Genomic DNA, 25337 nt, shown 5'->3' with positions numbered 1-25337 from the left:
CGCTCATAGTGAGGCGGCGAAGTATCGCCTGATTATTGCCGGGTCGCTAACGCAAACGTCGCGTTATCAGAGGTCTGGCGCGTGACCTGCAGCGTCGCGCGGTTCCCGCTCAAGCACTCGCAGAGCGCCAGTGCCGCGCTTTCAGCCACCCCGAAACAGCCGGTGTGGGTGAACGAGACGGGGGACCGGTGACTGAGCCGGGGGGCAAACGCGGCAAGCTGTTGTGCGCTGAAGACGTGCAAAGGCCGTTTCAACTGTTGCGCCAGCCGGATCAGACCGGGTTCGTCCCGTTTGCCATCAATACTGGCCAAGGCCCGGACTTCGCTGAGCGTGATCCCGGCATGGCTCAGAGACGTCTGGATCAGCGTCAACAGTTCTTCAGCGCTGCAGCCGCGTCGACAGCCCAGCCCCACCACGAAGGTGGGGGCGGTGGGCGCGGCGGTCATGCAGCGTACTGGCCATCAGCTTTGCGTCGGAACAACCACGCGCTGATCACCCCCAGCGCCAGCCAAAACACCACATTGGTCAATTGCGAAGCCATTTTGAACTGGGTTTCGAGGGCTTGCGGGGCCAGGCTTGAGTGAACCTCCGGCTGGGGGGCGCCCAGGACATGGGGGATCACCAGAATCACCACCCCGAGTACTTTCAGTGCCCAATGCTTGCCAAACACCACCAAGGCAATGGCCACGGCAGTGGACGCTGCGGTGCTCACCCACCAGACCTGACGTTGCAGCAAATCTGCCGCAGCGGTGCCCGGCAGCTCGGGCGGCAGGCCCAGCGTCGGCGCCAGGCAAAACGTGGCATACCCCGCCAATCCCCAGAGCACACCCTGAGAGGTGCGGGTCGGGCTGCGCAGTGTGTACAGGCCTGCGAGCATCAAGGCAAACCCCACAGCGACCACCAGGTTGCCGCCGGTGGTGGACAACACGCGCTGCCAGCCATCCTCCGGCTCCCAGGCCTCAGCGTCATGGGTATGGGCAGCCATGTGGGTGTCAGTGTGTGTATGCGCGGGCGTCTCGGCGGGCTTTTCGAAGGTTTCAGCTTCGAGAATCAGCGGCGTCACCCACAGGCTTTGCAGCACGGTCAGCAACAGGGCGGCCAGCAAGCCCGTAAAACCGGCAGTTTGAGCAATGCGCTTAATCATGGCCGGGGTCTCAATGGCAGGGGAAGGCTGAACTGTGACGGGTGTCGTGCGCGGCATTGTGTACCGCGTCAATGTGAGAAAAGCCCGCGAAGTAAACCAGAAACGCTCCCAGCACGGCAGCGCCGACAGCCGCAACGATGCGCTGGCTTTGGGTGGATGTGGACGTTGCAGACTGCGTACGGCTGGTGCTGATGGACATGGCGCTTCCCTCGGGTCAGACAGCGGGGGAGAGGCGCAAGAAAACCCCGCGAAGAAGATCGCAGGGTTCAACAGCGCCCGCCCACCGCGGGTTTGTCATTGGATGTGAACAGGCCGGTCTCCGGGCTCACGAGGGGTTCAAATCATTGAACCGCTGAACATCGCCTTCCCATGCCTGGGCACAGTGGTTGTGATGTTCCGCTCGCTTACCGTTGCGGGGGCAGCACCGGACTGATCAAGGCGATGAGCGCCTGACGCACCGGTTTCCCGTTTCACCCTGTGAAGGGCACCTGATACAAGATGTGTAGGAGAGCATGGCAGCGGGGGAGGCGTCAATTCACGTGTCAGGAAAGTATGCTCTTGACCTTGTCGCGTAACTGATCAATTGAAAAGGGCTTGCCGATAACGAAGGCGTTGTCAGGCTTAGCCAGGCTTTCGGCATACCCGCTGGCAAACAGCACCGGTAGCGTGGGCCGCAAGAGCAGTGCCTGCTCAGCCAGTTCACGGCCGTCCATGATCGGGAGACCGACATCGGTCATGAGCAGATCAATGACCAGTTCGGTGTTCTTGATGAACGTCAGTGCTTCTTCGCCGCCATCTGCCTCCAGCACAGTGAATTCCAATTCTTCCAGCACATCCACGATCAGCATGCGAACAATGGCATCGTCTTCTACAACGAGGATGGTGGAGGGTGTTGCAGGCATAGTGGGTATCCCGAAAAGTGGTGAGCGCGGTGAAGCCAAAACGTATCGACTTGCCTTATGAGTAAGCCGCATCCCCGGACAAGTTCCCGCTGCTGTACGAAAAATATCTTCGAACAAGGTCTGCAAGGATAGCTGTATGTAGTCTTTGAGTCCGTACTTGAGTACGAATTTGTACTGTTTATCGTAAGAAAATAGATTAATTGCTCGATAATCCGGCAAACTTGCTGTTTTTTAACACTGTTCACGGGCCAGAAAAATGAATGCACCAGCATCGGTTGATGAGCGTAGCTTTCGCAAACTCCTGAGTCGCAACGTCGGTTTGCCCTTGGGTGTGGGCGTGCTCAGCGCCGTTTTGTTTGTGGTGATGATCAGCTATTTGCTGTCGGTCATTCAGTGGCTGCAACACACTGACCGCGTGATCAATAACGCTAACGAGGCGATCAAGCTCACGGTTGATCTTGAAACCGGGATGCGCGGTTATTTGATTACCGGCGACGAACATTTTCTCGACCCGTATGAAGTGGCCAAACCGCAGATCACTGCGCAGCTGCGTGGCCTGGAAGAACTGGTCAGCGACAATCCGCAGCAGGTGGACCGCCTCAAACGTCTACAGGCCTTGCAAAACGACTGGAGCCGGTACGCTCAGGACATGATTGAGCTGCGTCGCAGCAATGGCGATTACCGTGGCGCCGTGCTATCGGGGCGCGGTAAGCGGCTGACCGATCAAGTGCGCAAGGCCTTCGACGAATTCATTGCCATGGAGCAACAGTTGCGTGTTGAGCGTAACGATGATGTGAGCCGCACCACGATCCTGGTGATCGGCCTTTACCTGCTGTTTGTGCTGGGCCTCAGCGGTTTTCTGGCCTATGTCGGACGCCGCGATCTGGTCAACCTTTCAAAGAGTTACAGCGACACCCTCGACGCACAGGTGAAAAGTGCGCAACGTCTTGAACAGCAGGCCTGGCTGCGCAACGGTCAGACCGAACTGGCTGAACAGGTGCTGGGGCGTCTGACCCTGAACATGCTGGGCCGCAATATTCTGCAGTTCTGCGCGCAGTACTTGGGTTCGGTGGTCGCGGCCGTTTATGTGCGTGAAGACCACGGCGGCCTCAAGCGGGTGGCCAGTTACGGTTTTTCCCGCGAGCAGGAGCTACAAGACCAACTGATTCACAACGACGAGGGGATTGTCGGGCAGGCGGCGCAGCAAGATACCTTGATTCGCCTGGACAATGTGCCCGCCGGTTACTTCAAGGTCAGCTCAGGGCTGGGCGAAGGCAGCCCGCGCAGCGTGCTGGTGGTGCCCACCAGTGACGACGACCGGGTCAACGGCGTGATCGAACTGGGCTTCTTGCGCCCCTTGACCGAGCGTGACATTGAGTTGTTCGAGTTGATTGCCGACAACATTGGCACCTCGATTGAAGCGGCCCGCTACCGTCAGCGTTTGCAGGAAGTGCTGGCCGAAACCCAGCAGCTCAACGAAGAGTTGCAGGTGCAGCAGGAAGAACTCAAGACCGCCAACGAAGAGCTGGAAGAGCAGTCGCGCATTCTCAAGGAGTCCCAGACCCATCTGGAAACCCAGCAGGCCGAACTGGAGCAGACCAACGAACAGTTGGCCGATCAGGCGCTGGCACTTGCCGCGCAGCGCGATGCGATGGATCAGAAGAACACCGAGCTCAATCAGGCTCAAGTGCAACTGGAGGAGCGCGCTGAAGAGTTGCAGCGTTCCAGCAAATACAAGTCCGAGTTCCTGGCCAACATGTCTCACGAGCTGCGTACGCCGCTGAACAGCTCGTTGATCCTGGCCAAATTGCTGTCGGAAAACCCGCACGAGAACCTGACTGCCGAACAAGTGAAGTTTGCCGAGTCGATCTACTCGGCGGGCAATGACTTGCTCAATCTGATCAACGACATTCTGGACATCTCGAAAGTCGAAGCCGGCAAGCTTGAAGTGCGCCCGGAAAACACCAGCGTTCCGCGTCTGGTGGACGGTCTGCGAAGCATGTTCCAGCCGCTGGCCGGCGAAAAGGCACTGGATTTCCAGGTCGAGCTGCAACCGGGCACGCCGCCGATGATCTTCACGGATCGTCAGCGCCTGGAGCAGATTTTGAAAAACCTGTTATCCAACGCCATCAAGTTCACCGAAAAAGGCCAGGTCAGCCTCACCGTGTCGCGCCAACCGAACGAGGGCATTGCCTTCACCGTGCGCGATTCGGGAATCGGCATAGCAGCCGAGCAGCAAGAAAGCATCTTCGAGGCGTTCCGTCAGGCAGACGGCACCACCAACCGCCGTTATGGCGGTACGGGTCTGGGGCTGTCGATTTCCCGCGATCTGGCCAACTTGCTGGGTGGTTCGATCAGCGTCACCAGCGAACCGGGTCAGGGCAGTATTTTCACGCTGCTCCTGCCTGAACAGTTCGTCGAACAGGATGAGCCGTACGCCCAGGCCCCAGTGGCGGAGCCGGCCAAAGCCGTGGTCGCGGCTGCGCCGCCAGCCCCGCAACCGGTGATGAATGTGCCGAACGTCGAGATTCCGCGGTTCATGGATGATCGCGAGAAAGCACCGTTTACCACGCGCTGCATTCTGGTGATTGAGGACGAGCCCAACTTTGCCCGCATCCTCTTCGACCTGGCCCATGAGCTGGGCTATCACTGCCTGGTGGCCCACGGTGCCGATGAGGGCTTCAGCCTGGCGGCCGAGTTCATCCCGGATGCAATCTTGCTGGACATGCGCCTGCCCGACCATTCCGGCCTGACGGTGTTGCAGCGACTCAAGGAGCTGGCGCCGACCCGGCACATTCCGGTGCACGTGATTTCTGTTGAAGACCGCGTTGAAGCGGCCATGCACATGGGCGCCGTAGGGTATGCGGTCAAACCCACCACCCGCGAAGAGCTCAAGGACGTGTTCGCACGCCTTGAAGCCAAGCTCACGCAGAAGGTCAAACGCGTATTGCTGGTCGAAGACGATGATCTGCAACGTGACAGCATTGCCCGCCTGATCGGCGACGATGACATCGAAATCACCGCCGTTGGTTACGCGCAGGAAGCCCTGGACCTGCTGCGCAGCCACATCTACGACTGCATGGTCATCGACCTCAAGCTGCCGGACATGCTGGGCGGCGACTTGCTCAAGCGCATGTCCACCGAAGACATCTGCTCGTTCCCGCCGGTGATTGTGTACACCGGCCGTAACTTGACCCGCGATGAAGAGGCCGAGCTGCGCAAGTACTCGCGTTCGATCATCATCAAAGGCGCCCGCTCCCCGGAGCGCCTGCTCGATGAGGTGACTTTATTTCTGCACAAAGTCGAATCCCAGTTGTCCCATGAACGTCAAACCATGCTTAAGACCGCGCGTAGTCGGGACAAAGTGTTTGAAGGGCGCAAAATTTTGCTGGTCGATGACGATGTACGAAACATCTTCGCCCTGACCAGCGCGCTGGAGCATAAGGGCGCCATTGTGGTCATTGGCCGAAATGGCCATGAGGCGATCGAGCGCTTGAACGAAGAGGATGATATCGATCTGGTGCTCATGGACGTCATGATGCCCGAGATGGACGGTTACGAAGCCACTGTTGAAATTCGCAAAAACCCGCGCTGGCGCAAGCTGCCGATCATTGCTGTCACGGCCAAGGCCATGAAAGACGATCAGGAGCGCTGCCTGCAAGCCGGGTCCAATGACTACCTGGCCAAACCGATTGACCTGGATCGCCTGTTTTCGCTGATCCGGGTCTGGTTGCCCAAAATGGAACGTATTTAAGTGCCGCGAAACACCGATATTGAAATACGTCTGCTGATTGAAGCGATCTATCTCAAATACAGCTATGACTTTCGTGATTACTCCGGCGCTTCGGTCAAGCGCCGGGTGCATCACGCCATGCGCCAATTCGACTGCAATACCATCTCGGCGTTGCAGGAGCGGGTGCTGCACGACCCGACCGCGTTCATGCAGTTATTGCAGTACTTGACGATCCCGGTCAGTGAGATGTTTCGCGATCCCGAGCATTTTTTGGCGTTGCGTCAGGAAGTGGTACCGATCCTCAGAACCTACCCGTCGCTGAAAATCTGGATCGCCGGGTGCAGCACGGGCGAAGAGGTTTACTCCATGGCCATCCTGCTGCGCGAAGAGGGGCTGCTGGACCGCACGATCATTTATGCCACCGACATCAATCCGCGTTCGCTGGAGAAGGCCAAGCAGGGGATCTTCTCCCTCGAAAACATCCGCGGCTACACCCAGAACTACCTGAAGGCCGGCGGCCAGCGCGAGTTCTCGGAGTACTACACAGCGGCCTATGACTACGCAATTTTCGACAAAAGCTTGCGCGAGAACGTGACGTTCGCCGACCACAGCCTGGCGACCGACAGCGTGTTCTCAGAAACACATTTGATTTCATGCCGTAACGTACTGATTTATTTCAATAAAAGTTTGCAGAATCGGGCGTTTGGATTGTTTCACGACTCCTTGTGCCACCGTGGCTTCTTGATGCTGGGCAGTAAAGAGACGCTGGACTTCTCGGACTACAGCAAGCAATTCACGCCTGTGCTCAAGCAAGAGCGGATTTACCGCAAGCTATGATGAACGAGCCTGAAACGTTCATTGGCCTGCGGCAGGTCGACGCCGTCGTGGTCGGTGCGTCCGCCGGGGGTGTTGAAGCCTTGTTGACGATTTTTGCGGACCTGCGGCAAGGCTTTCGCTTGCCGCTGATTGTGGTGCTGCACCTGCCCGATGAGCGCCGCAGTCAGTTGGCGCAAGTGTTTGCACGACGCTTGTCGATCAAGGTCAAAGAAGCCGCCGACAAGGACATGATTGAACCGGGAACGCTCTATTTTGCGTCGCCAGGCTATCACCTGTCGGTGGAACGCGATGGCAGTTTTTCATTGAGTCAGGAGGCGCGGGTGCATTATTCGCGGCCCTCGATTGATTACTTATTTGAGTCCGCGGCAGACACGTACGAAGCGCGTCTGGCTGCGATTTTACTGACTGGCGCCAATCAGGACGGTGCTCAGGGGATTGCCACAGTCAAGCAATCGGGCGGTTTGACCATCGTTCAAGACCCTGAAGAAGCCTTGGTTTCCACCATGCCGCAAGCGGCACTGGACCGTATGGAACCGGACTACATCCTCCCTTTGCGCGGCATCGGCCGTCTGCTTGTCGAGCTGGAACGAATCGAATGCTAGTAAGTGATATTCAAGCCAAGCTGCTGATCGTCGATGATCTGCCAGAAAACCTGCTGGCACTGGAAGCGTTGATCAAGCGCGAAGACCGCGCCGTCTACAAGGCCCTGTCAGCCGACGAGGCGCTGTCGTTGCTGCTGCAACATGAATTTGCGTTGGCCATTCTGGACGTGCAGATGCCGGGCATGAACGGCTTCGAGCTGGCCGAAATGATGCGCGGCACCGAAAAAACCAAAAATATTCCCATCGTGTTTGTCAGCGCCGCAGGGCGCGAAATGAATTACGCCTTCAAGGGCTACGAAAGCGGCGCGGTGGATTTCCTGCACAAGCCGCTGGATATTCACGCGGTCAAAAGCAAGGTCAATGTGTTCGTTGACCTGTACCGCCAGCGAAAAGCAGTCAAGCAGCAAGTCGAAGCCCTGGAGCAAAGTCGCCGCGAGCAGGAAGTGCTGCTGGCGCAGTTGCAGGTCACTCAAGGCGAGCTGGAGCACGCCGTGCGCATGCGCGACGATTTCATGTCCATCGTCTCCCATGAAGTGCGTACGCCGCTCAACGGGCTGATCCTGGAAACCCAGCTGCGCAAAATGCACCTGGCCCGGGACAACGCCGCAGCCTTTACCCTGGACAAAATGAAGGCCATGGTGGAACGCGATGAGCGCCAGATCCAAAGCCTGATTCGTCTGATCGAAGACATGCTCGACGTGTCGCGCATTCGCACCGGCAAACTGTCAATCAGGCCGGGGCAGTTCGATTTGTCGCGTTTGGTGAGCACGCTGGTGGAAACCTTTGCGCCACAGATCAGCGCGGCTCAGTCGAGTGTCAATCTGAGTGCTGACAGTCCGGTCGTCGGGCTGTGGGATGAGTTTCGCATCGAACAGGTGGTGTCGAACCTGCTGACCAATGCGTTGCGCTATGGGGCCAAAAGCCCGATTGATGTTTCAGTGTATGTCGAAGGCGAGAACGCCATCGTGGAAGTCCGCGATCAGGGCATTGGCATAAGCGAAGAAAACCAGCAACGCATTTTCCAGCAGTTTGAGCGGGTATCAGCCAAGCATGCCGTGGCCGGGCTGGGGCTTGGGTTGTTCATCTCCGAGCAGATTGTGGCGGCCCACGGCGGCAAAATCACCGTACAAAGTGCCCTGGGTGAGGGCGCTGTATTCCGGGTCAGCCTGCCATTGGCGCAAAACGCGTAAATTAGCCGCAACCTATGGCCGACCCCATGGTCGTATTGGCAGCATTTGCAGCAATTAAGGTTTCCCCCATGAGTGAAGATGCACAAGATGTGGTTCTGATTGTCGAAGACGACCCTTCGATCCTGATGGTCTTGTCGGCCTATTTGTCAGGCGAAGGCTATCGCGTGTTGCAGGCCGAAAACGGTGAGCAGGCCTTTGAGATCCTGGCCAGCAAGCCGCATCTGGACCTGATGGTCACGGACTTTCGGCTGCCGGGCGGTATTTCCGGGGTACAGATCGCCGAGCCTGCGGTCAAACTGCGGCCGGACCTGAAAGTGATTTTTATCAGCGGTTACCCGCAGGAAATACGCGAGACGGACAGCCCCATCACGCGCAAGGCGCCTATTATGGGCAAGCCGTTCGATCTGGATAAGCTCAAAGAAATCATCCAGAACCAGCTGATCTGACATCCGCTTGATAAAGAGGATTCAGGCCAGCAGCATCTCATTCACCTTGGCCGTCAGCAGGTCAAAGGTGAAGGGCTTGGTAATCAACTGCATGCCTTCATCCAGAAAACCGCCACGCGCAGTCGCATGCTGTGCGTATCCGGTGATGAACAGCACCTTGAGGTCCGGGCGCGCCTGACGACTGATCTCGGCCAGCTGGCGGCCGTTCATGCCCGGCAGTCCCACATCGCTGATCAATAAATCAATGGTTTGCGCCGACTCGATAATGGGCAGTGCAGCATTCGCATCTTCGGCGCTGAGCACCGTGTAGCCGTGTTCTCGCAGCACTTCGATCACCAGGCTGCGCACTGCGTTGTCATCTTCAACCACCAGCAGCGTTTTTTCGGCGTTGGCGGCCGTTTCTGCCTGTGACAGGCCTTGCGCGCTAAGCTCGCCGCTGCTGCCGTTACAGCGCGGTAAAAACAATTGCACCGTGGTGCCGCTGCGTTCCTGGCTGATGATGCGCACATGGCCGCGTGACTGTTTGCAGAACCCATAAATCATCGACAATCCGAGGCCGGTGCCCTGACCGATGGGTTTGGTGGTGAAAAACGGGTCGAAGGCGCGTTTGAGCGTGCTTTCTTGCATGCCGCAGCCATTGTCGCTGGCGCTGAGCACGATGTAGTCGCCGGGGGTGAAGTGCCCGTTGGCTTCGCTGAAGGCGGTATCAACCTGCACGTTGTATGTCTTGACGGTGAGGTGACCGTCTTCGGGCATGGCATCGCGGGCGTTGGACACCAAATGCAGCAACGCGTTTTCCAACTGCTGCGGGTCAACGTCGGCGATCCACAGGTTGTCATCGGCTTCCAGGGTGAGTCGGGTGGATGGGGCGAGGTTTTGTTCCAGCAACGCCCGCTGCGCCAGCAGCCACTCGCTGATCATGGTGGGTTTGGAGTCCAGTGACTGGCGCCGCGAGAACGCCAGCAGTCGATGGGTGAGCCCCGCCGCACGGTTAGCGGAGGTCACGCCCATGTCGATAAGGCGGTCCAGATCATCGAGCTTGCCCCGGGCCACCTTGCGCCGCAGCAACTCCATACTGCCGATAATCCCGGCCAGCATGTTATTCAAGTCGTGGGCAATGCCCCCGGTGAGTTGTCCGACGGCTTCCATTTTTTGCGCGTGGCGCACGTCGTCGTTATGTTGCAGGGCTTTCTCGAGGCGACGATCTACTTCCAAATCAATGGGTTGCAGCGTGTTCTTGATAAATTTGTCACGTTCGCTGAGGCGGTGGGTGCAATCCCTGGCGGCGTATTGCTGTTTGCGTGTGCGCAACGCGTTTTTTGACAGGCACAGCAACTGCGCATGCGACCAGGGTGAGGCCACGAAAAAAGCGTTGCCCAATTGTTCGCTCAGGTGGCTTAGTTGAAGGTCCGACCAGTGAGGTTCAGCGGTCAGCACGATGACGGCCAGATCCGACCAGTCGGGTTGTTTCAACAACACATCGCTCAGTTGCTCGAAGGCCTCAGACTGTCGCGAGTCGGCTTCGACTATCAGCAATCCGGCACCTTGTTGCAGGGCCGGGTGCAGGTGGTCCATGCAGGCCAGTTCAAAACCGTTCACGCCGCCTGAAGCCAGTTGATGCAGATCAACCGACTTTTCTAGCCCGGGGCACGTGAGAATCAGGGCGCGCTCCTCGGTGGGTCCCAATGCAATCACAGAATTTCCCGCCTATTGATACTCGACTCAAAAATTACCCGCATGTATGCGGCTATATGGTCTTGACCTTGAGCCATGGTGGCGGTTCAACGTTTTGAAATATATATTCAAATGCATCTATTCGAAGGCCCTGGAATCACCCAAAAAAGAGCCTATAGCCCTTGCTGCAGCGCGGGGTCGTCGGGGTTTTGTTGTTCCAGTTGGGCCAGCAGCACCTGCACGTTTTGCAGTTGCCCCGACTCCTTCCAGTACCGGATCAACAGTACCCGAGCCTTGCGATTGGCGGGTTGGCGTTGCAGTAACTCTTCGAGCTGGCGCTGCGCCGCTTCGAGTTGGTCCAAGTCGTGCAGGGCGATGGCCAGTGTGTAGCGATAGTCGCTGTTGTCAGGTTCCAGCTCGACGGCCTTGGCCAGCCCGAGCAGGGCATATTCGGTTTGCCCGTGATTGTGCAGCCAGATGCCCAATGCATGCTGTAAATAGGCCGAATCAGGGTGCGCCTCCAACTGCTGCGCCAGCAACTCGCGGGCGCGGTCGCTTTGGCCGCGTTTATCGAGCAGCTCCACGCGTGCGACCACGGCCTTGAGGTTGTCCGGCTCAAGGTGGGTGACTTTTTCCAGCGCCGCTTGTGCCTCGTCCAACTGACCTTCGTGCAGGTACAGGCGTGCGAGCTGGCCCTGGGCCTGGGCGCTGTCGGGCTGGGTCTTGAGCGTGCGCTCATATTCGTCAATCACGTGCTGCAGCGGGCCGAAGTACACCCCTTGTTCATCGGGGGACAAACCCAGCAAGGCGTTGGCCGCGGCAAACCGCACGCTTTGCTCCGGGTCTTCGAGGATCGGGCCGAGCAGCAACGTGCGTTGCGCCCCTGGCACCAGCCCGACAATGCTCTGGATGGCGGCTTCGCGTACCAGCGCAGACGGGTGATGCAAGTCGGCATCGGCCAGTTTCAGGGCGTGCGGGCTGGGGTAGTTGGGCAGTTCGGCGTGCAGGCTGGCGCGGCGTATGTCGGACAAGTCCGTGCGGGCCAATTGTTGGTACAGCACACGGGCAGCGCCGGGCTGGCCATTATGTGCTTGCTCCAGGGCCTGAGCGTAACTGTGATTGAGGTTGGTCGGGGTGACAGTGGCCGCAGGGCGCATCCAGAACCACAGGCAGGTGGCAACGACGGCGGACGCCAGGCTGAGCAACAGGTAGCGATGTGGCTTTAGCATGCAAATTCCAGAAGCAGGCGTGCGTAATGAGCGCCAGCTTCGGCCAGTGTGGCGTGCGAGTCAAACCCTTGTCCGGCTGAAGGCGCCAGGCTTGTGAAAATGTACAACAAAGGTCGTAATCCCTTGTGCAGCGGCCTGGCGTGTTTGCGCGCCGATACTGGCAGCATGAATGGCATAAGAACTGGAGATTCGTCTGATGAAAATCGTCATTGCCCCTGACTCGTTCAAAGACAGCCTGAGTGCGGAAAAAGTCGCTGATGCCATTGCGGCCGGCCTGGCCGACGTGTTGCCCCATGCGCAGTTGATTAAATGCCCCATGGCCGATGGAGGCGAAGGCACGGTTGACGCCATCGTGGCGGCCGGTAATGGCCAACTGCGCCGAGAGCAGGTGCAAGGGCCGTTGGGTGAGCCGGTTTACGCCAACTGGGGCTGGTTGCCGGAAACCCGCACCGCGATCATCGAAATGGCGGAGGCCAGCGGTTTGCAATTGGTGGCCCTTGAGCAGCGCGATGCGTGTGTCAGCAGCACCTATGGCACCGGTGAGCTGATCAAGGCCGCGCTGGAGGCGGGCGCCCAACGCATCATCCTGGCCATTGGCGGCAGTGCCACCAATGATGCCGGGGCGGGTGCCTTGCAGGCGCTGGGGCTTGGGCTGTTTGATGCGCAGGACCGCGCGCTGCCGCATGGCGGTCTGGCGCTGGCACAACTGGCGCGCATTGACCTGCAAGGGCTGGACCCGCGCCTGGTCGACGTGCGCTTTGAAATCGCCGCAGACGTCAACAATCCGCTGTGTGGCGAACATGGGGCTTCGGCTATTTTCGGTCCGCAAAAAGGCGCATCCCCGGCACAGGTGCAGCAATTGGACCACGCGTTGGGGCATTTTGCCGATCACTGCGCCAAGGTGTTGCCCAAGGACGTGCGTGACGAGCCGGGTTCAGGGGCTGCGGGCGGTCTGGGGTTTGCTGCCAAAGCGTTTTTCGGCGCGCAGTTTCGGGCCGGCGTGGACGTGGTGGCCGAGCTGGTCAACCTCAACGAGGCCGTGCAAGGCGCTGCGCTGGTGATCACCGGCGAAGGCCGTTTTGACGCGCAGACCCTGCGCGGTAAAACGCCGTTCGGGGTGGCGCGCATCGCCCGCAGCAATGGCGTACCGGTGGTGGTGTTGGCCGGCACCTTGGGGGAGGGGTATCAAGCGTTGTACGAGCACGGCATCCATGCCGCGTTTGCTGTGGCCAGTGGCCCGATGACGCTGGACTACGCCTGCGCCCATGCGTCGCAGTTACTGACCGATCGGGCGCGGGACATTGCGCGACTGTGGAGCCTGGGTCGCCAATAAGGCGTGGGGTCGAAGCGAGGTTACTGCTTGAAACACAGAATCGTGTAAGCTTCGCGGTTATTTGCATTCGACCTTAGCGAGCCCTATGCCGTCGCTCTTCAAACGCTCTCTGCTGCCCAAGTTGCGCAGCTTTCCGTTGTCCGCCGACGCGTTCAGCATCTTGCCCGGTGCGGCCGATTTTCGGCGTTGCCTGCTGGAGCACATCGCCAATGCACGCCAGCGCATCACGCTGGTGGCGTTGTACCTGCAACAGGATGAAGCCGGTCAGGAAATCCTCGATGCCCTGCACGCCGCGAAAGCGGCCCGACCTGAGCTTGAAATCGTGGTCATGGTGGATTGGCTGCGTGCCCAGCGCGGACTGATCGGTGCGGGCAAGCAGCCGGGCAATGCCGCCTGGTATCAGGCCCAGACGCAAGCCCATGACACCCACGTGCCGATTTACGGTGTGCCTGTGCAAACCCGCGAGTTGTTCGGCGTGCTGCACCTCAAGGGCTTCATCATTGATGACTGCGTGATCTACAGCGGCGCCAGTCTCAACAATGTGTACCTGCACAAGTTCGACAAGTACCGGTTCGACCGCTACCACGTGCTCAATAACAAGCCGCTGGCCGATTCCATGCAGCACTTCATCGAGCATGACCTGATCCAGACCAAGGCCGTGCACCGTCTGGACCTGCCGACGCTACCGAGCACGCGCAGCCTGCGGTCGGCCATCGGGGATTTACGCAGTCGCCTGAAAAAAGCCAGTTACGACACCCGCCAAGGCACGGTCGGCCACTTTGGTCTGTCGGTCAGCCCGTTGTTGGGCTTGGGCAAAAACAACCCGTTGAGCCGGGTTATTTGCGAATTGATCGCCAGCAGCCAGCAGCAACTGACCATTTGCACACCGTATTTCAACTTGCCGTTGCCCGTGACCCGCGAAATCAATCGCGCGCTGGAGCGTGGGGTGCGCATCGACATCGTGGTGGGCGACAAAACGGCCAATGACTTTTACATCCCGCCCAGCGAGCCCTTCAAGGTGATTGCGGCGTTGCCGTACTTGTATGAGCTGAGCTTGCGCCGCTTTGCCAAGAGCCACCAGGCGATGATCGACAGTGGCCTGCTGAACCTGCACCTGTGGCGCGATGGCGACAACTCGTACCACCTCAAGGGCATGTGGGTGGACGATCGTTACACCTTGCTGACAGGCAACAACTTGAACCCGCGCGCGTTCAGGCTGGACCTGGAAAACGGCTTGCTGATCGATGACCCGCGCCGCGAGTTACTGGAACCGCGCCGCAAAGAACTGGACGCGATCTTTGCCCACACCACGCGCATTGACACGTTCAGGCAGCTCGAAACCCTGACCGATTACCCGCCTGCCGTCGCCAAGTTCCTGCGCCGCGTCAGCCGCGTGCGGATCGAGCGCCTGCTGTACCGGATACTCTGACCCGCCCGCGCACGCCCCCTGCCGACAGGGGGGCGACACAGGTGGGGTGAGGGGGAGGTAGCAAAGGTTACGCCGGGGTCAGAAATGTTCGCGAAAGCGTGTCAGCAAGCGGTTTTGCTCACGCCAGTTCTTGCCACGCCTGTGGCGGGACAAAGCTCTCAAGCTCGTCTTCCACGGACTGAATGATGCGCGCCACTTCGGTGGTGGTCATGACGGTGGCACACGGGATACCGGCGATGGCGATCACGGTCTCGCCGCTGGCCCGGTCAAACAGCCGGGCAATCATGCTGCGCGGGGCGTCCATGGTGGCTTCGAAGCCCATCGGATGGAAATGCCAGCGCATTAATTGGCAGGCATTGGGAAATGTCACTTTCGTGGTATTGCTCACCGGTTTCATCGAGCGCTTCCTTTTGCTCAGTGGGTGTGCGGTCTCGGGTCGCCCCGGCCGCGTGTATGTGCGAGCGTTTCGTGTTCAAACCTAGCATTGTGCTCCCGACACGATAAGGGTTTTGTGCCCAACGGGCCCATTGATTCGCCGGGCTTTGATGCAAATCATGCACTGAAGCGTTTTAGCGGTGCGGGGTGTACCCGTGCTTGACCATTGAAGCGCGCTCATAAACTCGGCACTCTGTGTTTTATTTCACCGAGCCTTGCCATGTTTGCCCCTGAAGACGGCCCCGAGCAGACCCGCGCCACCGGTGATACGGTCATGCGTTACCACTTGTGCTGGAAACACCGCGACCTTGACGGGGTGATGGCGCTTTACCACCCCGGTGTCGTGTACCACGACTTCTTCCAGAATCGGGTGATGGGTTTTACCCAATTGCGTGACTACGTTCAAGCGTCCATGCCCCGTGCAGCGGATGAGGCCCTGGAGCACAGTGACCGCATTCGCCTGGACGGCAACACGGCATTCATTCAGTACCGCATCACCCTGCGAGGTAGCCACGGGCTGGTGTCATTCAGGGCCAGCGAAGCCATCACGGTGCGCGACGGTCTGATCTGGCACGTCAATGAATACGCATCGCTGGTGCACGAAACCCCTGAAAACCCCGCCGGGCAAACCCCGATACGGCCTGCGGTCAGTCGCCTGGGCCTGTCAGCCCGGCAGCTGAGCTTTATGGCTCGGGACCTGCAAACCTATTTCGAGCGCCAGCAACCTTACCTCGACCCCGCGCTGGACCTGCAACACGTCGCCAACGCCTGTGGCTATACGCGTAACCAGATGTCGTATTTGCTCAATCAAGTGCTGGGACAAAGCTTCTATCGCTACGTGAATCAGGCACGTCTGCGCCATGTATTGGCCGCCATGGACGCCGCCGTGTCGCCTCTTAAAGTAGACGAGGTGGCCTTTGCCGCGGGCTTTAACTCGCTGTCGGCGTTCTACAGCTGTTTTCGTCGGCACACCGGGCAATCACCCAAGGCTTATGCGCGGCACATTTCTTTGCGGGCACGCGCGCAAGACGTACCTTGAGAACAGGCGCTAGGATCGCTCCATTCCTGAAAACAGTGTGGAGACCGCAATGCCAGCCTGGCGCTCAATCAGCTTATGGATGGACCAACTCGCGGACGACCTCACAGCGCGCCCATCGCTTGAGCACGATCTGGACGTAGACGTGGTGATTGTGGGGGCCGGGTACACCGGGTTATGGACCGCCTATTACCTTAAGCGCCATGCGCCCGAACTGAGCATTGCCATCCTCGAAGCGCAAACGGCGGGTTTTGGCGCATCTGGGCGCAATGGTGGTTGGCTGATGGGCAACTTGCTGGGCGAGGACCGCATGCTCGCCGGTCTGTCGGTGGAGCAACGGCGTCAGTCCTACCGCTTGCTGCATGGCATTCCCGATGAAGTCAAACAGGTCATTGATCGCGAAGGCATCGACTGCGATTACCGCAAAGGCGGTGCCTTGTTCTGTGCCGCACGCTACCCCGAGCAGGCCTCCACCCTGCGTCAGTATTTGACGGCACTTCACGCTCTAGGTCTCAACGACGCGGATTACCGCTGGCTAGAGCCTGCTGAACTGGCGCAGCAGTTGCGCATTGCCACGCCGTACGGTGCGATTTTCACCCCGCACGTTGCCACGATTCAGCCCGCCAAACTGGTACGTGGGCTGGCCCGGGCGGTTGAGCGCATGGGCGTGAAGATCTTCGAGCAAAGCCCGGTCACGGCGTGGCAGCCCGGCCATGTGCGCACCGCCCATGCACACGTCAGGGCGCGCTGGGTCGTGCCCGCGGTTGAAGGCTATGCCAACACCCTGGCGCCGTTGGGGCGTTATCAATTGCCGGTGCAGAGCCTGATCGTCGCCACGGCGCCGCTGCCTGAAGCCGTGTGGGATGAAATCGGGCTGTCGGCCGGTCAGGCGTTCAGCGAAAACAGCCGCCAGGTGACGTACGGGCAGCGTACCCACGACAACCGCCTGGTGTTTGGCGCGCGTGGCGGCTATCAGTTTGGGGGTCGTTTGCGCCACGACTTCAACCTGACTCAGGCTGAAATCGAGGTGCGCCGCTACCTCTTCACCGAGCTTTTTCCGGCGCTCAAGGATGTGCACATCAGCCACGTGTGGGGCGGCAATCTGGGCATGGCGCGGCGTTTTCAGCCGCACATGCTCTGTGACCGGCCACACGGTATTGCCTTGTCCGGCGGTTATGGCGGGGAGGGCGTAGGCGCGAGCCATTTGGGCGGGCGCACCCTCGCGGACCTGATCTTGCAGCGCGACACCCTTGAGGTGCAGCAGCCTTGGGTGCTGACCGCCGGTGGTCTCAACGCGCTCAAAGCGTGGGAGCCGGAGCCGTGCCGCTGGTTGGGTTACAACGCCGTTATCCGCAGTTTTGTCTACGAAGACCAGACCCTGGCCAACCCGCATGCCGCCCCTTGGCGGCGGGGGTTCGCCCGGGGGCTGGCCAATGTGATGGAAGGTTTTATGCAGTAACCCCCCCCCCTTTGGCACCCACAAGGAACGCTCCATGAGCATCACTCACTTCAAAAACACCGCCCACGTGGCGCTGCAAACCTCCTCACCCGTGGCGGTGCCCCTCGGCACCCTGGTGGCCGAGACCTCAGTGACCTGTGTCGAGCGCACTGACGGCGTTGAAACCGGGATATGGGCGTGCACGCCGGGCCGCTGGCGGCGGCAGATCGTGGCGCAAGAATTCTGTCATTTCATTGAAGGGCGCTGCACATTTACCCCCGATGACGGGGAAATCCTTCACATAGAAGCGGGCGATGCACTGATGTTGCCGGCCAACAGCACCGGGGTCTGGGACATCCAGCAAACCGTGCGCAAGACCTATGTTTTGATCCTTTGATCACCGAACCCTGCCCATAAAAACAGCGACACACAATACGCAAGGAATCGAATCATGATCCGCATCGCCCTGTTGCCCCTGATGCTGGCTGGCACGTTGTGCCAGGCGGCCGAGACCGTGAAAATTTACAACTGGTCCGACTACATCGCCCCCGACACGCTGAAAAACTTCACGCGTGACACGGGCATTGCGTTCAGCTACGACGTGTACGACAGCAATGAAACGCTGGATGGCAAATTGATGACCGGCCAATCCGGTTATGACGTGGTGTTTCCGTCCAACCATTTCATGGCGCGGCAGATACAGGGCGGGGCGCTGAAAAAACTCGACAAGGACCAATTGCCGAACTGGAAGAACCTCAACCCGGCGTTGCTCAAGGTCTTGCAAGTCAATGACCCCGGCAATGAGCACGGTTTCCCTTACTTATGGGGCAGCACCGGGATTGGCTACAACGTTGCCAAGGTCAAGGCCGTGTTGGGGGAGAACGCGCCTGTGGACTCCTGGGACTTGATTTTCAAGCCCGAAAATATGGAGAAACTCAGCAAGTGCGGGGTGGCGATTCTCGACAATGGCCCTGAAGTCTTGCCGGCCGCGCTCAACTACCTGGGGCTGCCCCACCACAGCAAAAGCCCCGAAGACTATAAAAAGGCCGAAGCCATGCTGATGAAGGTGCGTCCTTATATCAGTTACTTTCACTCCTCGAAGTACACCAGCGATCTGGCTAACGGCAATATTTGCGTCGCCGTGGGGTTTTCCGGGGACATCCTGCAAGCCGAAACCCGTGCCAAAGAAGCCGGGAATGGCATCGATATCGGCTATTCGATCCCTAAAGAAGGCGCCGCCATCTGGTTTGACATGGTGGCCATGCCCGCCGATGTGCCGGATGAAAAAGCCGCCTACCGCTTCATGAATTACTTGCTGCGGGCGGACGTGATGGCAGGGATCAGCAACTACGTGCACTACGCCAACGGCAACGCGCAGGCCGATGCGCTGGTCAACCCCGAAATAAAGGCAGACACCAAGGTCTACCCGACGCCGCAAATGCTGCAGACGCTGTTCGCCCTCCAAGCCATGCCGCTCAACATCGACCGTGTGCGCACGCGCCTGTGGACCCGAATCAAGGCCGGGGAATGATCAGCGGCCCTGGTCAAATGCGCTTGGGTTGACCAGATTGGGCGGGCGCTGCCCGTCCAGAGCGGCCAGCAGGTTGTCCACGGCGCAGCGGGCCATGGCTTCGCGGGTTTCAATGGTGGCCGAGCCGATATGCGGGGTGGCCACCACGTTATCCAGCGTCAGTAAGGGCGAGGCCGGGTCCAGCGGTTCGCGTTCAAACACATCCAGCCCCGCGCCGCGAATCTGCCCCTGCTGCAAGGCGTGGATCAACGCGGCTTCATCGACCACTTTGCCCCGTGAAATGTTGATGAAAATACTGTCGGTACGCATCAGTGCGAATTGCTCTGCGCCGATCAGACCTTGGGTTTCGGCGGTCAATGGCAGTGTCAGGCAAATGAAGTCCGCCTCTTGCAGCAACGCCTTGAGGCTGCGGTAGCGGGCGCCAAATCGGGCCTCGACCGCCGGTTTTGGCGAGTGACTGTGATAGATCACCGGCATGCCGAAGCCAAAGTGCCCCCGTTGCGCCAACGCCTCGCCAATGCGGCCCATGCCAATGATGCCCAAGGTTTTGCCATGCACATCGGTGCCGAAATGTTCCGGCCCGATGTTTTTTTGCCATTGCCCGTTGCGCACGCGAATCGCCAGCTCCACCACGCGGCGGGCGCTGGCCAATATCAAGGCAAACCCGGTATCGGCCGTGGTTTCGGTCAGCACGTCCGGAGTGTTGGTCAAAAGAATGTGGCGCGCAGTGAGGTAGTCCAGGTCGTAGTTATCGATGCCCACGGACACGCTGGCAATGGCTTCGAGCCTGGGCGCCAGATCCAGCCACTGCGCGTCCAGTTTCAGGCTGGCCCCCAATAAGCCCTGCGCCTGGGGTAACGCCGCACGCAATTGATCCAGCCCTTGGGCATCCAGCCGCTCGATCAGCGTGACGTCGGCGCGATCTTGCAAGCGCTGCATCAAGGGCGCGGAGAGTGTTTTGTAAAGCACGACATGTTTTTTCAACGCAATCACCAACCTTCAATTCAAGAGTGAGCCAGACGCGCCGTGGCGCTGACTGTCGACGCGGCCGGGTCTTTGGACGCGGGTTTGAGCATGACCGTGAGCAATACCGAGATCAGCAACGCACCGCTCATCAACAGGTAGGACGCCCCCGGGGAGCCGGTTTCGCTGTTCAGGTAGCCCACCAGATAGGAACCGGAAAATGACCCAAGCGCGCCCATGCTGTTGATCAACGCCATGGCCCCGCCTGCCACGTTGGACGGCAGGATTTCCGGGATGATCGCGAAGAACGGGCCATACGGTGCGTACATGCAGGCCCCGGCAATCACCAGCAACGTGTAGGACAACCAGAAGTGCTCTGCACCTAATGCGTAGGAACCGTAGAACGCAACCGAGGCAATCAGCAGCGGCGGCCAGACGAAACGCTTACGCTTTTGCAGTTTGTCTGAGCCCCACGACACGCCGAGCATGGCGATGACGGCGGCCAGGTACGGCAGGGCCGACAGCCAGCCGGCCTCGATCATGTCCATGTGCGCGCCTTGTTTGAGAATCGACGGCAGCCACAGGACAAACCCGTAGACGCCGATGCTCCAGCAGAAGAACTGCAAGGCCAGCAGGATGACTTTGGGGGAGCGGAAGGCCGCGGCGTAGTTCTTGACCGGGGCCATGCCGACTTGCTCGGCATCGAGCGCGCGTTGCAGGTCCTGTTTTTCCTGGGTGCTGAGCCACGTGGCTTCGGCAGGGTGGTCATCGGCCAGTCGCCACCAGATGAACGCCCAGATCACTGCGGGCAGCCCTTCGACGATGAACATCCAGCGCCAGCTGTAATGCTGCACCAGGTAGCCCGAGACCACGGACATCCAGAGCATGGTCACCGGGTTGCCGAGGATCAGGAAGGTATTGGCCCGGGAGCGTTCGGCGCGGGTGAACCAATGGCACAGGTAGACCAGCATGGCGGGCATGACGGCGGCTTCCACCACGCCGAGCATGAAGCGAATGGCGATCAGGCTGTAGGCGTTGGATACCACACCCGTGAGCGTGGCCAGACCGCCCCAGAGAATCAGGCTGACAAAAATCAACTTTTTGACGCTGTTCTTCTGCGCATAAATGGCCCCCGGCACCTGAAAAAAGAAGTAACCGAGGAAAAACAGCGCCCCCAGCAACGACGACAGGCCGGGGGTGATGTGCAGGTCTTCGGCCATCCCGGAGGCGGCGGCAAAGCCGTAATTGGCCCGGTCCAGATAGGCCAGGCTATAGGTGATGAATACGATCGGCATGATGTACCACCACCGGCGGGCAGCGAGTTTTAGCGATTGCATGGCGTAGCTCCTGAGCTTGTTGTTTTTGTCGCAGCAGGTCACGGGTGCAGCACGTTACGCAGGTAAAGCGGTTGCAGTGAGGTCGCGCCCCTCCAGCTCGGCGCGGGTCGGCAGTCCTTCCATGTCGCCACGGCTTTGCACGGCGCGGCTGCCAATCCAGTTGCCGCGCTGCACTGCCTGTTCGAAGCCAAGGTTTTCCAGCAGAGCACTGATCACGCCCACCGCAAAGCCGTCGCCGGCGCCGACGGTATCGATCACCACCTCCACAGGCACCGCTGGCACGAAGCCCTCGGTGTCGGTGGTGCGGTAATAAGCCCCTTTTGGGCCCAGTTTGATGATGACCGCTTCTGCGCCCTGATCCAGATAGAAGCGCGCAATGTCTGCCGGGTCATCGCGCCCGGTCAGCAAGCGGCCTTCACTCAGGCCCGGCAATACCCAATCGGCGTGGGCGGCGAGGGCGTTGATGTCGCGGATCATCTGCTGTTCGCTGGCCCACAGAGACGGGCGCAGGTTGGGGTCGAACGACACCGTGCGCCCGGCCGCGCGCATGCCTTGCATGAGCTCGAAAGACAATTCGCGGCAACTGGCCGACAGCGCAGGGGGGATGCCCGTGGCATGCAAGTGGCCAGCGCCGAGCAATTGCGGGGTGATGGCGCTGCGGTTCAAGTGACTGGCCGCCGAACCGCGGCGAAAGTATTCCACTTGCGGGTCACTGCCATCGTCCACCCGGGACTTCAACTGCAAGCCCGTGGGGTGCTGCGGGTCAGTTTCAACGTGCTGGCAATTGAGGCCTTCGGCTTGCAACGTGGCGCGCACAAACCGCCCAAGGGAGTCAGCGCCCACACGGCTGAGCCACGCGACATTGAAGCCCAGCCGCGCCAGCCCGATGGCGACGTTACTGTCGGCCCCGGCAATGCGCTTGTGAAAGCGCTCGACCTGCGCCAGATCGCCGGTCTGTTCGGCCACCCACATGGCCATGGTTTCGCCAAACGACAACACATCGACCTTAGACATGGCTCAACTCCCGTTGCGCTGCGCCGAGCGTCGCCAGGGTGTCGACATGCACTTTTGTCAGCCATTGCAGGTCATTGCCTTGCAGGGGGTATTCCACTGCGCGGGTCAGACCGGGCCGCATATGCGGCAGAAACTGCTCCCACATCTGCAGGTCGGTGGCCGTTGGCGGCGTCGCAATCAATTTGCCATCCGGGCGCCGGGCGACACCTTTGCAGTGCAAGTAGGTGACATGACGGCCCAGCAAGCGGGCGGCGGTGCTGGCGGATTGGTCTTGCCACTGCCAGTTGCCGATGTCGAAGGTCATGCTGATGGGGGCTTGCCGTTGATCCACTGCATCGAAGAACCGTTGCAGAGGTTCGATGCGTCCGCCCTGGGAGGTCTGGTCATTTTCCACCAGCAGGTTGACCGGTTGTTGCTTGAGGCAGGCGGCCAGGGTGTGTAAATCGCACTGCTCGGTGTAGTAGCCAAGCGACACCTTGAGCCAGGCCGCACCAAAAGCATGGGCCTTGTGCAGGGTCGCCCGCAGCAGAGGATTGGGCCGTGTCTGTCCCGCTTGCCACAGTTCCAGAGGCGATGAATACACACACTCCAGCCCTTGAGCGGCCACTGCTTCAGCGAAGGACGACGGGTCTTCGTCCGTCAGCAGCTCTTCACGCAGTTCAATGCGCCGGGCACCGGCATTGGCCAGTAATTCAATAAAACTGCCTTGGCCGCGTTGGCGAACCAGATCGGCTCCGTAGCTCGACAAACTGATGGAAACGGGGAATGTAGTCATTGTTATTAATCTCTGAAACCGGTTTCATTTTATGCGTCAAGGACTGCCAGGCGGGTTGCGTCTTGGCAGCGCTGTCAGGAGTGGGGGCGTTGGGTCGAGCCGCGCACGATCAGTTGCGCAGGAAAATCCAGGGCTTGAGGTGCTGCGGTATCGCCGCGCAAGCGCTTGAGCAGGCATTCGAAGGCGCTGGCGCCGATGGCTTGGGTCGGTTGCGCCAGAGCGGTAATCCCCGAACCCACCAGCGGGAACCAGTCAAGGTCATCCAGCGCAATCAGGCCGATGTCTTCAAACAGGTGGCGGTTCAGGTCGCGCAGCACCTGAGTGGCGGCCAGCGCGGCCACGCCGTTGGCGCAGAACAGCGCCTTGGGGCCGGTGCCGGGGGTGTCCAGAAACTGTTGGATGCGAGACCGCAGTTCAGGGCCGGTTTCAATCACCGTGCCTTGCAGTGAGGGGCAGTCGTTGAGTTGCGCGTTAAAACTGGCGATGCGCTCCAGGCGCGAGCTGGTGCCATCAGCGGGTTCGCTGACCATCAGCAGGTCGCGAAAACCCTGTGCTTGCAGGTGTTGCAGCGCGGTGCGCACCGCCCCGGCGTTATCCAGCCCCACCAGATCCGCATACAACTGCTCAACGTTACGGTCGATCAATACGATGGGCATTTCTTGATGCAGCGCCTGCAGGACGTCAGGTTGATGGCCCAGCGTGTTAAGAATCAGCCCTTCGATGTTGTAGGCCCGCAGAGCAGCCAAGTGCTGGCTTTCCTGCTCATCACTGCGGTCGGTGTTGCACACCACCAGGTTGTAACCGTGCTCCCGGCAGGCGGTTTCGACGCCGTGCATGACGGCGATGGAATAGGGGTTACGAATGTCTGCGACCAACATGCCGATCAGGCGGGTACGCCCGCGCTTCAGACCGCGCGCCATTTGATTGGGGCGGTAGCCCAGCGCCTCGATTGAACGCTCGATGCGTTGCGCGGTGGCTTCGGAGAGCAACGCGCGGTCCTCGCCGATAAAGCGCGAAACACTGGCCTTGGACACCCCGGCGTGCAGGGCAACATCGAGCATGGTGACGCGGGAGCGTTGAGCGGCTGAAAAACTGTTCACGGCCTGAACCTTTTATGGGTTGTTATCGCAGGCGGTCTCGGCACAGGGTCTGAAACCGGTTTCAGGAAAACTCAAATCACCTCTGATCGTCAAGTGCCGTTTGTAGGACAACATGTGCATGGGGCTCGCCCAGCCTGTGACACAGGGGGCTGGTGGCACGGCGGGCCATCCACCCTCAACGTGCTCTTAATCAAACCGCCCAGTGTCGGATTCGACTTAAAGGTGAACGGGCGTGGCTTATCGCACTTAAACAATCGCTTTAAGAAGGCACGCTGTCATACAGGCGTGTAGTTGGCCAGAAGTGTGGACGATGGTTAAAAGTTGATGCGCCTGAAACTTACACATAAGCGACGTTGTTTATACGTGGCCTGCGGGGTGTTGAGTTGTTCATTGTGTCGTTTATGAAGTTTGGAAGGTGGTGGTGATATGACAAGCGACTTTTGATCGGCAAACGCTTACATGGCGATGGGTTTGCGGCTGGCCAACTCTGTAATACGAGTGAGCAGGCTGGAAGTTTAAACAAAAATGAACTGACCAATCGGTCACATCATGAACCTTAAGCGCTGTATTTGTTTGTAGTGATATTCCTGCGGCGAATATAGCCAGCATCCTTAAAGCTTTAAGGAGAATGCTTTCAGTAAAAGTTCTAATGTTTACGGCTACTTACGGAAAAGTCGCTTATTGACGTCAAAAAAGTGCTGGACTGAATATTTCGAAGTGTGTCAACTTCGCCCGGCCAATAAACGGCGAGTGATAGGACGATCTCGCCATGGGATCGTCTATATCTGTCAAAAACTTTTCTACTGCTAAACAAGGAACTGTTTACATGTCGAAACTTAAAGAGAAAGCAGCGCTGTCCGTCAACCCGACGTTTGCGGCCAACGGCACCAGTTCTGCCTTCACCCAAGTGGATAACTTCAGTCATTTCTATGACCGCGGTAATCACCTGGTCAACGGCAAGCCATCGTTTACGGTCGATCAGGCCGCTGACCAACTGACCCGCAGTGGCGCCAGTTGGTACGACCTCAATGGCGACGGTGTGATCAATTTGTCCTACACCTTTGAACTGCCCCCAAAAAGTTGGACACCCATCCAACTTTTTGGGTTTTCAACATGAACAAGTACACAGAGCAATTTAAGCTCACCGCCATCAAGGCCTATCTCGAGGGCAGCAAGGGGCTGCGTACGG

At 59.3% G+C, this 25337-nt stretch carries 23 protein-coding genes, 1 pseudogene and 1 riboswitch; of the genes and pseudogenes, 12 read left to right on the top strand and 12 right to left on the bottom strand.

The window, feature by feature from the left end; all coding sequences use genetic code 11:
* Window positions 1-32 precede the first annotated feature (32 nt).
* The 4 genes from TU74_RS21075 to TU74_RS21060 form a co-directional block, all read right to left on the bottom strand.
* Complete coding sequence (locus TU74_RS21075) at window positions 33-446, bottom strand: cobalamin biosynthesis protein (RefSeq protein WP_048377583.1); 414 nt, start codon at window positions 444-446, stop codon at window positions 33-35.
* Complete coding sequence (locus TU74_RS21070; RefSeq protein ID WP_047276648.1) at window positions 443-1144, bottom strand: CbtA family protein; 702 nt, start codon at window positions 1142-1144, stop codon at window positions 443-445. Before TU74_RS21070 ends, TU74_RS21075 begins: the two co-directional genes overlap by 4 nt.
* A 10-nt stretch (window positions 1145-1154) precedes the next feature.
* Entirely contained in the window at window positions 1155-1343 is a 189-nt protein-coding gene (locus TU74_RS21065) for a CbtB domain-containing protein (protein ID WP_047274450.1), read from the bottom strand.
* Between the two features lie 94 nt (window positions 1344-1437).
* Window positions 1438-1651, bottom strand: a riboswitch (cobalamin riboswitch).
* 35 nt (window positions 1652-1686) lie between these two features.
* Window positions 1687-2046, bottom strand: coding sequence for a response regulator (locus TU74_RS21060; RefSeq protein WP_047276650.1), 360 nt, complete (start codon window positions 2044-2046; stop codon window positions 1687-1689).
* A 256-nt stretch (window positions 2047-2302) separates the two neighbouring features.
* Between TU74_RS21060 and TU74_RS21055 the strand changes: the two genes are divergently transcribed.
* The 5 genes from TU74_RS21055 to TU74_RS21035 all read left to right on the top strand — a co-directional run bounded on the left by TU74_RS21055 (window position 2303) and on the right by TU74_RS21035 (window position 8854).
* Window positions 2303-5800, top strand: a complete 3498-nt coding sequence (locus TU74_RS21055; RefSeq protein ID WP_048377582.1) for a response regulator — start codon at window positions 2303-2305, stop codon at window positions 5798-5800.
* Window positions 5801-6616 (top strand): CheR family methyltransferase, encoded by an 816-nt coding sequence (locus TU74_RS21050; protein WP_047274456.1) that lies wholly within the window; start codon window positions 5801-5803, stop codon window positions 6614-6616.
* Window positions 6616-7218 (top strand): chemotaxis protein CheB, encoded by a 603-nt coding sequence (locus TU74_RS21045; protein WP_048377581.1) that lies wholly within the window; start codon window positions 6616-6618, stop codon window positions 7216-7218. Before TU74_RS21050 ends, TU74_RS21045 begins: the two co-directional genes overlap by 1 nt.
* Window positions 7212-8408 (top strand): hybrid sensor histidine kinase/response regulator, encoded by a 1197-nt coding sequence (locus tag TU74_RS21040; protein WP_047274459.1) that lies wholly within the window; start codon window positions 7212-7214, stop codon window positions 8406-8408. The genes TU74_RS21045 and TU74_RS21040 overlap by 7 nt, the downstream gene beginning before the upstream one ends.
* Window positions 8409-8476: 68 nt before the next feature.
* The gene (locus TU74_RS21035) at window positions 8477-8854 is read left to right on the top strand and encodes a response regulator (protein WP_048377580.1); all 378 of its coding nucleotides are present in this window, start codon (window positions 8477-8479) and stop codon (window positions 8852-8854) included.
* Between the two features lie 21 nt (window positions 8855-8875).
* Here the strand turns inward: TU74_RS21035 and TU74_RS21030 are convergent, their stop codons facing one another.
* Window positions 8876-10549 carry a response regulator gene (locus TU74_RS21030; protein WP_048377579.1) on the bottom strand — a complete coding sequence of 558 codons (1674 nt, stop codon included), beginning with the start codon at window positions 10547-10549 and terminating at the stop codon, window positions 8876-8878.
* Window positions 10550-10701: 152 nt separating this feature from the next.
* Complete coding sequence (locus TU74_RS21025; RefSeq protein WP_048377578.1) at window positions 10702-11757, bottom strand: tetratricopeptide repeat protein; 1056 nt, start codon at window positions 11755-11757, stop codon at window positions 10702-10704.
* Between the two features lie 196 nt (window positions 11758-11953).
* On the opposite strand from TU74_RS21025, the gene TU74_RS21015 reads away from it, so the two are divergent.
* Together TU74_RS21015 and pssA are read left to right on the top strand one after the other, a co-directional pair.
* Window positions 11954-13090: a glycerate kinase gene (locus TU74_RS21015; protein WP_047293438.1), complete on the top strand. Its 1137-nt coding sequence runs from the start codon at window positions 11954-11956 to the stop codon at window positions 13088-13090.
* Between the two features lie 85 nt (window positions 13091-13175).
* Window positions 13176-14519, top strand: coding sequence for a CDP-diacylglycerol--serine O-phosphatidyltransferase (gene pssA, locus TU74_RS21010; protein ID WP_048377577.1), 1344 nt, complete (start codon window positions 13176-13178; stop codon window positions 14517-14519).
* Between the two features lie 118 nt (window positions 14520-14637).
* Here pssA and TU74_RS21005 read toward each other — a convergent pair whose 3' ends face one another.
* Window positions 14638-14916, bottom strand: a complete 279-nt coding sequence (locus tag TU74_RS21005; RefSeq protein WP_047274476.1) for a DUF1652 domain-containing protein — start codon at window positions 14914-14916, stop codon at window positions 14638-14640.
* 258 nt (window positions 14917-15174) lie between these two features.
* On the opposite strand from TU74_RS21005, the gene TU74_RS21000 reads away from it, so the two are divergent.
* The 4 genes from TU74_RS21000 to TU74_RS20985 are packed head-to-tail and all read left to right on the top strand — an operon-like array spanning window position 15175 to window position 18959.
* Window positions 15175-15993, top strand: coding sequence for a helix-turn-helix domain-containing protein (locus tag TU74_RS21000; protein ID WP_047282642.1), 819 nt, complete (start codon window positions 15175-15177; stop codon window positions 15991-15993).
* Between the two features lie 49 nt (window positions 15994-16042).
* Entirely contained in the window at window positions 16043-17449 is a 1407-nt protein-coding gene (locus tag TU74_RS20995; RefSeq protein ID WP_048377576.1) for an NAD(P)/FAD-dependent oxidoreductase, read from the top strand.
* Window positions 17450-17483: 34 nt separating this feature from the next.
* Window positions 17484-17825, top strand: a complete 342-nt coding sequence (locus TU74_RS20990) for a cupin domain-containing protein (RefSeq protein ID WP_047293432.1) — start codon at window positions 17484-17486, stop codon at window positions 17823-17825.
* A 54-nt stretch (window positions 17826-17879) separates the two neighbouring features.
* On the top strand, window positions 17880-18959 hold the full coding sequence (locus TU74_RS20985) for a polyamine ABC transporter substrate-binding protein (RefSeq protein ID WP_048377575.1): 1080 nt from the start codon (window positions 17880-17882) through the stop codon (window positions 18957-18959).
* Here the strand turns inward: TU74_RS20985 and TU74_RS20980 are convergent, their stop codons facing one another.
* The 5 genes from TU74_RS20980 to TU74_RS20960 form a co-directional block, all read right to left on the bottom strand.
* A complete protein-coding gene (locus TU74_RS20980) occupies window positions 18960-19943 on the bottom strand; it encodes a 2-hydroxyacid dehydrogenase (RefSeq protein WP_047293586.1) in 984 nt (327 codons plus the stop codon). It abuts the gene before it with no gap.
* 20 nt (window positions 19944-19963) lie between these two features.
* The gene (locus tag TU74_RS20975) at window positions 19964-21259 is read right to left on the bottom strand and encodes an MFS transporter (protein WP_048377574.1); all 1296 of its coding nucleotides are present in this window, start codon (window positions 21257-21259) and stop codon (window positions 19964-19966) included.
* A gap of 54 nt (window positions 21260-21313) precedes the next feature.
* Window positions 21314-22273, bottom strand: coding sequence for a sugar kinase (locus tag TU74_RS20970; protein ID WP_048377573.1), 960 nt, complete (start codon window positions 22271-22273; stop codon window positions 21314-21316).
* Window positions 22266-23048: a sugar phosphate isomerase/epimerase family protein gene (locus TU74_RS20965; protein WP_048377572.1), complete on the bottom strand. Its 783-nt coding sequence runs from the start codon at window positions 23046-23048 to the stop codon at window positions 22266-22268. The genes TU74_RS20970 and TU74_RS20965 overlap by 8 nt, the downstream gene beginning before the upstream one ends.
* Before the next feature lie 74 nt (window positions 23049-23122).
* Window positions 23123-24148 (bottom strand): LacI family DNA-binding transcriptional regulator, encoded by a 1026-nt coding sequence (locus TU74_RS20960; RefSeq protein WP_047276683.1) that lies wholly within the window; start codon window positions 24146-24148, stop codon window positions 23123-23125.
* Between the two features lie 826 nt (window positions 24149-24974).
* On the opposite strand from TU74_RS20960, the pseudogene TU74_RS20955 reads away from it, so the two are divergent.
* Window positions 24975-25211 (top strand): annotated as a pseudogene (locus TU74_RS20955) (serine 3-dehydrogenase); the annotation flags it as partial.
* Window positions 25212-25337 lie beyond the last annotated feature (126 nt).

The sequence above is a fragment of the Pseudomonas lundensis genome (assembly GCF_001042985.1).
GTDB classification, from domain to species: Bacteria; Pseudomonadota; Gammaproteobacteria; order Pseudomonadales; family Pseudomonadaceae; genus Aquipseudomonas; species Aquipseudomonas lundensis.
Note: the sequence above shows the minus strand (reverse complement) of the source record. Positions and strands in the feature narration are given on the sequence as shown.